Annotated in this window: 10 protein-coding genes; all 10 read left to right on the plus strand. The window is 63.5% G+C overall.

Features of this window, described 5'->3' with window-relative positions; genetic code table 11:
* The coding region (locus EOA28_RS19590; protein WP_148670763.1) for a DMT family transporter at positions 1–364 on the plus strand (364 nt) is incomplete at its 5' end.
* Positions 365–368: 4 nt separating this feature from the next.
* The gene (gene mobA / locus EOA28_RS19595; RefSeq protein ID WP_127250592.1) at positions 369–1,001 is read left to right on the plus strand and encodes a molybdenum cofactor guanylyltransferase MobA; all 633 of its coding nucleotides are present in this window, start codon (positions 369–371) and stop codon (positions 999–1,001) included.
* Positions 998–1,513 (plus strand): molybdopterin-guanine dinucleotide biosynthesis protein B, encoded by a 516-nt coding sequence (gene mobB, locus EOA28_RS19600; RefSeq protein ID WP_127250590.1) that lies wholly within the window; start codon positions 998–1,000, stop codon positions 1,511–1,513. Before mobA ends, mobB begins: the two co-directional genes overlap by 4 nt.
* Before the next feature lie 151 nt (positions 1,514–1,664).
* Positions 1,665–2,450: an ABC transporter substrate-binding protein gene (locus EOA28_RS19605; RefSeq protein ID WP_127250588.1), complete on the plus strand. Its 786-nt coding sequence runs from the start codon at positions 1,665–1,667 to the stop codon at positions 2,448–2,450.
* Positions 2,451–2,528: 78 nt separating this feature from the next.
* Positions 2,529–3,245: an ABC transporter permease gene (locus EOA28_RS19610; RefSeq protein ID WP_126060929.1), complete on the plus strand. Its 717-nt coding sequence runs from the start codon at positions 2,529–2,531 to the stop codon at positions 3,243–3,245.
* Positions 3,242–4,066 carry an ABC transporter permease gene (locus EOA28_RS19615; protein ID WP_127250587.1) on the plus strand — a complete coding sequence of 275 codons (825 nt, stop codon included), beginning with the start codon at positions 3,242–3,244 and terminating at the stop codon, positions 4,064–4,066. The genes EOA28_RS19610 and EOA28_RS19615 overlap by 4 nt, the downstream gene beginning before the upstream one ends.
* Before the next feature lie 115 nt (positions 4,067–4,181).
* Complete coding sequence (locus tag EOA28_RS19620; protein WP_127250585.1) at positions 4,182–5,051, plus strand: NAD(P)-dependent oxidoreductase; 870 nt, start codon at positions 4,182–4,184, stop codon at positions 5,049–5,051.
* A gap of 8 nt (positions 5,052–5,059) precedes the next feature.
* Entirely contained in the window at positions 5,060–5,764 is a 705-nt protein-coding gene (locus EOA28_RS19625) for a DNA alkylation repair protein (RefSeq protein ID WP_127250583.1), read from the plus strand.
* Positions 5,724–6,299, plus strand: a complete 576-nt coding sequence (locus EOA28_RS19630) for a GNAT family N-acetyltransferase (RefSeq protein WP_127250581.1) — start codon at positions 5,724–5,726, stop codon at positions 6,297–6,299. Before EOA28_RS19625 ends, EOA28_RS19630 begins: the two co-directional genes overlap by 41 nt.
* A 64-nt stretch (positions 6,300–6,363) precedes the next feature.
* Positions 6,364–6,867, plus strand: a 504-nt coding sequence (locus EOA28_RS19635) for a DUF3299 domain-containing protein (protein WP_128315179.1), incomplete at its 3' end; no start/stop codon positions are given.

Consider the following 6,867-nt stretch of genomic DNA (forward strand, 5'->3'; position numbering starts at 1 on the left):
CGCCATGACCGTGCTGGGCGCGCTGCTTTTATCGCCGATGGGCGGCTGGACGCCGATGAGTGGCCGCTCGACCATGCTTCTGGCGCTCGCGGCGGTGCTGGTGCTCATCGGCTATCAGTTCATCATCATGGCGATGCGCTCGGGCGACATCTCCTTCATCGCGCCGTTCCGCTACACCGCCCTGCTGTGGTCGATCCTGCTCGGCCTCGTCATTTTCGGCGATGTTCCCGACCTGCCCATGATCGTCGGCGCCGCCATCATCATCGGCTCCGGCCTCTATGCGCTCTACCGCGAGCGCGTCGTCGGCAGGCAGCAACCTGCCGCCGAAAGCGCTGGACCCGACATGGCGCCGGACGGCATATAGGCCGATGGACAGAAATGTTGCGGGCATCATTCTGGCGGGAGGCCAGGCGCGTCGAATGGGCGGCGGCGACAAGCCGCTGCTTTCATTGGGCAAAGCCAGGTTGATCGACCATGTCGCCGCGCGATTGAAGCCACAGGTCGGGATGCTCGGGCTCAACGCGAATGGCGATCCGGCGCGATTTGCCGGCATGGGGCTGCCGGTGATCGAGGACACGGTGCCGGGCCATGCCGGACCGCTGGCGGGCATCCTCGCCGGCCTCGAATGGGCGGCCGGGCAGACAAGCTGCCGATGGCTGATGAGCGCCGCCGGCGACACGCCATTCTTCCCCGACGACCTCGTCGAGCGCCTGGCCGCCGCAACCCGCGACCGGCCGGGCGTGATCGCCGTCGCCAGTTCGGGCGGCAGGTGGCATCCGACCTTCGCGCTCTGGCCAATCGGCCTGCGCGACGCCCTGCGTCATTTCCTGGTCGACGAGGACAGCCGGCGGGTTTCCGCATTCATGGAGCGCCATGGCCATGTCGAGGTCGAATTCCCGATGATCGAAGCGGGCGGCCAAAAGATCGATCCGTTCTTCAACATCAACACGCCCGACGACCTTGCGGTGGCGGAGCGTCTGTTGCAAAGCCTCAGGCCATGAGACGCGTATTCGGCATCACCGGCTGGAAGAATTCCGGCAAGACGACCCTGACGGAAAAGCTGGTCACCGAGTTGGTCGCGCGCGGCTGGACGGTTTCAACGGTGAAGCATGCCCACCACGACTTCGACATCGACAAGCCGGGCGCTGACTCCTTTCGCCATCGGCAGGCGGGCGCCACCGAGGTCGCCATCATTTCCGGCCGGCGCTGGGCGCTGATGCACGAATTGCGGGGCGAGGACGAACCCACGCTGGACGACATCCTGGCGCGGCTGTCGCCCTCGGACGTCGTGCTGGTCGAGGGCTACAAGCGCGAAGCGCACAAGAAGATCGAGGCAAGGCGGCTCGAAGCCAAGGACCGGACGCCGCTTTCCGCCAACGATCCCAACATCGTCGCGGTCGCTGCCGACTTTACGATCGAAGGCGAAAACCTGCCGGTTTTCGACCTCGACGACGCCAAATCGATAGCCGACTTTGTCGAGCGCAGCACAGGTCTCGTGGCTCGAACCAAGTAACGCAGCGGCACTTCCCGATTGTCGCTTGCCGTTGATTTGCAGTTGCTTTTTTCTCGCAAAGAGTGGGAGTATCCGCCTCAGCGGGCGGTAAAGAAGCTCCGCCCACAAGAGCCGCACGGGACAGCGGCCATGACAATATGAGAGGATTATCATGCGTATTGCACTGCGTATCGCGCTTGCCGCTTCGGCCGGGCTGCTGACACTCGGCGTCGCCCAGGCTCAGGAAAAGACTCTGAGGATCGGCACCGAAGGCGCGTACCCGCCCTTCAACAACCTGACCTCGGACGGCCAGTTGGTCGGCTTCGACATCGATATCGCCAAGGCGCTCTGCGACGAGATGAAGGTGAAGTGCACCTTCGTCGCGCAGGACTGGGACGGCATCATCCCTGCGCTCCAGGCCGGCAAGTTCGACGCCATCGTCGCCTCGATGTCGATCACGCCCGAGCGCCAGGAAAAGGTCGACTTCACCCACAAATACTACAACACCCCGTCGGCCATCGCCGTGCCGAAGGATTCGCCGCTCAAGGGCGTGACCAAGGAAGACCTCGCCGGCAAGAATATCGGCGTCGCCACCACGACCACGCATTACAACTACGCTTCCAAGACCTACACGGACAGCACCATCAAGGGCTATCCGAGCAGCCCCGAGGAGCAGGCCGACCTCGCCAATGGCCGTCTCGACGCGATCGAGGACGACATCGTCGTGTTGCAGCAATGGCTGGATACGCCGGACGGCGCCTGCTGCAAGATCCTCGGCCAACCCTCGCCGCAGCCGGTCGAGATCTTCGGACCGGGCGCCGGCATTGCCGTGCGCAAGGGCGAGACCGATCTGGTCAACAAGCTGAACGCCGCGATCGACACCATCCGCAAGAACGGAAAATACAAGGAAATCAACGACAAGTACTTCAAGTTCGACGTCTACGGCGCCGAATCCTGATCGCTACGCCAAGGGCGGTGAGGCACCCCTCGCCGCCCTTCTCTTCTCCCGGGATCGCCACGGAGACACGACCCGTCAATGCCGGCCCAAAGCATTTGGACACTTCTCAGCTGGGGACCGGACGGCTGGAGTGACGACATTGCGTCTGGCGTTCTGGTTACCATCGTGCTGGCGCTCGCCACGCTGCCCATCGGCCTGACGATCGGATTTTTCGTCGCCTTCGCCAAGCAGCATGAAGAGCCCTCCCTGCGGCTCGCCGCCAACATCTACACCACGGTTTTCCGCGGCCTGCCGGAGCTGGTCACGCTCTTCCTGTTCTTCTTCGGCATGCCGCTTCTGCTGCAATACTTGGTGCGGCTGTTCAATCCGGCCGCGACGATCGACGTCAACAGCTTCATCGCTGGCATGATCGTGCTGTCGCTGATCTTCTCCTCCTATGCCAGCGAGGTCTTCCTTTCCGCGTTCCGCGCCATTCCGAAAGGCCAGTATGAGGGCGGCTACGCCATCGGCCTGTCGAAATGGCAGACGATGCGGCTGGTCATCCTGCCGCAGCTGATACGCATCGCCTTCCCCGGCCTCGAGAATTGCTGGCTGAGCCTGCTGAAGGACACCTCGCTGGTCTCGGTGGTCAATCTCGCCGAGACCTTGCGCCAGTCCGGCGTCGCGGCGCGCGTTACCAAGCATGCCTTCCTGTTCTACAGTGTGGCGGCGTTGATCTTCCTGGCTCTCGCCATCCTGTCGTCGATCGCCACCGGCCACATTCTGCGTCATCTCGGGCGGAGAGCGGTGCGATGAGCGTCAGCCAGGCCATCGTCGTCGACAAGCCGCCCCCTCTGGCCCGCGGCTGGCCACGCGCCCGCATCGTCGGCTACTCACTGGTCGGCGTATGGATTCTCTTCGGTCTCGGCATCGTCGCCTACCTCGTCTACGCCTGGAATCCAGAGTTCTTCGCCCGTTACGCGCCGGCCTATCTGCAGGGCCTGGGAACCACCCTGTCGCTGGTTTCCATCTCGATGGTGCTGGGAGCGATCTTCTCGCTGCCGGTCGCCTATGGCCGCATGTCGAAGAACTGGATCCTGTCCGGGCTTGCCTATTGCTACGTCTATTTCTTCCGCGGCACGCCGCTGCTCGTACAGACCTATCTCGTCTATTACGGCGTCGGTTCCTTCCGGCCGGAGCTGGAAACGGTAGGATTGTGGTGGTTCTTCCGCGAGGCCTTCTATTGCGGTGTCTTTGCCTTCTCGCTCAACACCGCCGCCTACCAGGCCGAAATCCTGCGCGGCGCCATCGAAAGCGTGCCGCGCGGCCAATGGGAGGGTGCTGCCTCGCTCGGCCTGCACAAATTGCAGACGCTGCGCAAGGTCATCCTGCCGCAGGCGATCATCGTTGCCCTCAGGCCCTACGGCAACGAGCTCATCCTGATGATCAAGGCCTCGGCCATCGTCGCCATCATCACCGTCTACGACCTGATGGGCAACGCCAAGCTCGCCTATGCGAAATCCTTCGACATCCAGGCCTATATCTGGGTGGCGATCGTCTATCTTGTAATGGTCGAGATCCTGCGCCACGGCGTCGAGTGGATCGAGCGCCGGATTACCGTTCACCTGCATCGATAAATCCTGCGGCTCGGCCGCCTGCACCAGTCGATGCAGCGTGGCGCGCCTTGACGAATTTTTCGCATGGCCTAGACCTTCGGCCACTGGAAACCGTGTTTTGTTGGAAGGCAGGTCTATGACATCGGTTGCATTTCTCGGTCTTGGCGTCATGGGCTATCCCATGGCCGGGCACCTCCGGAACAAGGGCGGCCACGACGTCACCGTCTACAACCGCACCAAGGCAAAGGCCGAGCAGTGGGTGGCCCAGCATCGCGGCAAGCTGGCGCTGACGCCGGCCGAAGCAGCCGAAGGCAAGGACTTCGTCTTCTCCTGCGTCGGCAATGACGACGATCTGCGCTCGGTCACCACCGGCGCCAACGGCGCCTTCGCCGCGATGAAGAAAGGTTCCGTTTTCATCGACAACACCACCGCCTCGGCTGAGGTCGCACGCGAGCTGGATGAAGCCGCGCGCAAGGCAGGCTTCTCCTTTCTCGACGCGCCCGTGTCAGGCGGCCAAGCCGGCGCCGAGAACGGCATCCTGACCGTCATGGTCGGCGGCGAGCAGTCGGCCTTCGACAAAGCCAAGCCGGTCATTGACGCCTACGCCCGTATGGTCGGGCTGATGGGTTCGGCCGGCGCTGGCCAATTGACGAAAATGATCAACCAGATCGCCATTGCCGGCCTCGTCCAGGGCCTGGCCGAAGGCATCCATTTCGGCAAGAGGGCCGGCCTCGACATCGAGAAGGTTGTCGAGGTGATCTCGAAGGGCGCCGCCGGCTCCTGGCAGATGGAGAACCGCCATAAGACGATGAATGCCGGCAAATATGATTTCGGCTTCGCCGTCGACTGGATGCGCAAGGATCTCGGCATCTGCCTGGCCGAGGCCAACCGCAACGGCGCCAAGCTGCCGGTAACGGCGCTTATCGACCAATTCTACAAGGACGTGCAGGACATGGGCGGCAAGCGCTGGGATACCTCCTCGCTGCTTGCACGCCTGGAAAAATAGGCGCCACGATGCCCCTGCCCGACCCGAGCTGGAGCGCCGACGACGTCGTCGCGCACCTGCGCGCGATCGGCACGGAGGCGAATCTGGCGGGCATGGCGCGCTTCGGCATCAACACGGCGAGCGCGCTTGGCATCGGCAATTCCGACTTGCGGCCGCTGGCGCGCAAGCTCAGGAAAAACCACGAGCGATCGCTTCTGCTGTGGGACAGCGGCATTCGGGAGGCGCGCCTGATGGCGGCCTTCACCGGCGAGCCGAAGAAGGTCGACATCGACCAGTGCCGGCGCTGGGCCGCGGATTTCGACAGCTGGGAGATTGTCGACACCGTTGCCGACCTGTTTGCCGAAACGCCATTCTGGCGCGGCCTGATCGACGAATTCGCAGAAGACGAACGCGAATTCGTCCGCCGCACCGCCTTTGCCATGCTCGCCTGGAGCGCGGTCCATCTGAAGAAAGAGCCGGACGCAACCTTCCTTGCCTATCTGCCGCTGATCGAGAAGCATGCCCGCGATCCGCGCAATTTCGTTCGCAAGGCGGTCAACTGGGCGCTGCGGCAGATCGGCAAGCGCTCGGTGAGCCTGCACGCCCCTGCCCTTGCGCTGGCGGAAAAACTGGCGGCATCGCCCGACCGGACGGCGCGTTGGGTCGGCAGAGATGCGGTGAAGGAACTGACGGATGCCAAACAGCTCGCCAGGCTCGCAGCCGCAAGAACCTGATCTTTCCGGCATCCGCTTTGTCGAGGTGACGCAAGAAACGCGTGGCCGTTTCGAAGACCTGTTCGAGCAGCCAGGCGCGCCGAAATATTGCTGGTGCATGGCCTGGCGCCATTCCAGCCGCGAGCACCAGAGCGATGAGAAGAAGCGCATGATGATGGCGCTGATCGATGCCGGCACTCCCGTGGGCATCGTCGCCGAGTTGGACGGCAAGCCGGTCGGCTGGTGCTCGGTCGCGCCGCGCGAGACCTACCGGAAACTGTCAAAGCAGCAGGACGACAGCGAGACCGGCATATGGTCGATCGTCTGCTTCTATGTGCCGAGGGCTTTGCGTGGCGGCGGGCTGGCATCCGCCCTGCTCGACGCCGCGATCGACCACGCCTTCGGCAAAGGCGCGCGCGTCATCGAGGCCTATCCCGTCGACGAGGCCGCGCCCAGCTATCGCTTCATGGGCTTTCGCGACATTTTCGTCGCGCGGGGCTTCCACGAGATCGGCACCGCCGGGACGCGCCGGCATGTGATGCGGCTGGACCGCTGAGTCTGGATCGGTCACGACGCTTTGACTCGATTCCGCAAATGGACTGACGGATGATGGAGCGACCATGAACAATCGTTTCAAATCATGCGCGGCGCTGACAGCCATGCTCCTGCTCGCCGCCTCGGGAGCCGATGCGGCAGCCGATGTCGTGCATATCCTCTGGAAGGATCTGCGCCCCGCCACGCAGGCCGTCGCCGAAGACGCGAACCTGCCGATGATCGCGGCAAAACTGCCCGACCACGGCGAGACACTGTCGCTCAATCTGCAGGACAAGGCCATACAATTAGCCGGCTATGCGTTGCCGGTCGATCGCGACGGCGACCTCGTCTACCAGTTCCTGCTGGTGCCGTGGACCGGCGCCTGCAGCCACATGCCGACGCCGCCGCCCAACCAAATCGTGCTGGTGACGCCGGCGCAACCCTACAAGATGAAAGAGGCTTACGACCCGGTCGCCATCACCGGCGTGTTGAAGCCCGGCATGGAAAAGAGCCAGCTCTTCATCCTCGATGGCGTCTCGATCGTTCAGTCGGGCTATACCGTGCGCAAGGCGGACGTGGCGAGCGTGGAC

Origin of the sequence: Mesorhizobium sp. M2A.F.Ca.ET.067.02.1.1 (genome assembly GCF_004023285.1) — a bacterium.
GTDB lineage: Bacteria > Pseudomonadota > Alphaproteobacteria > Rhizobiales > Rhizobiaceae > Mesorhizobium.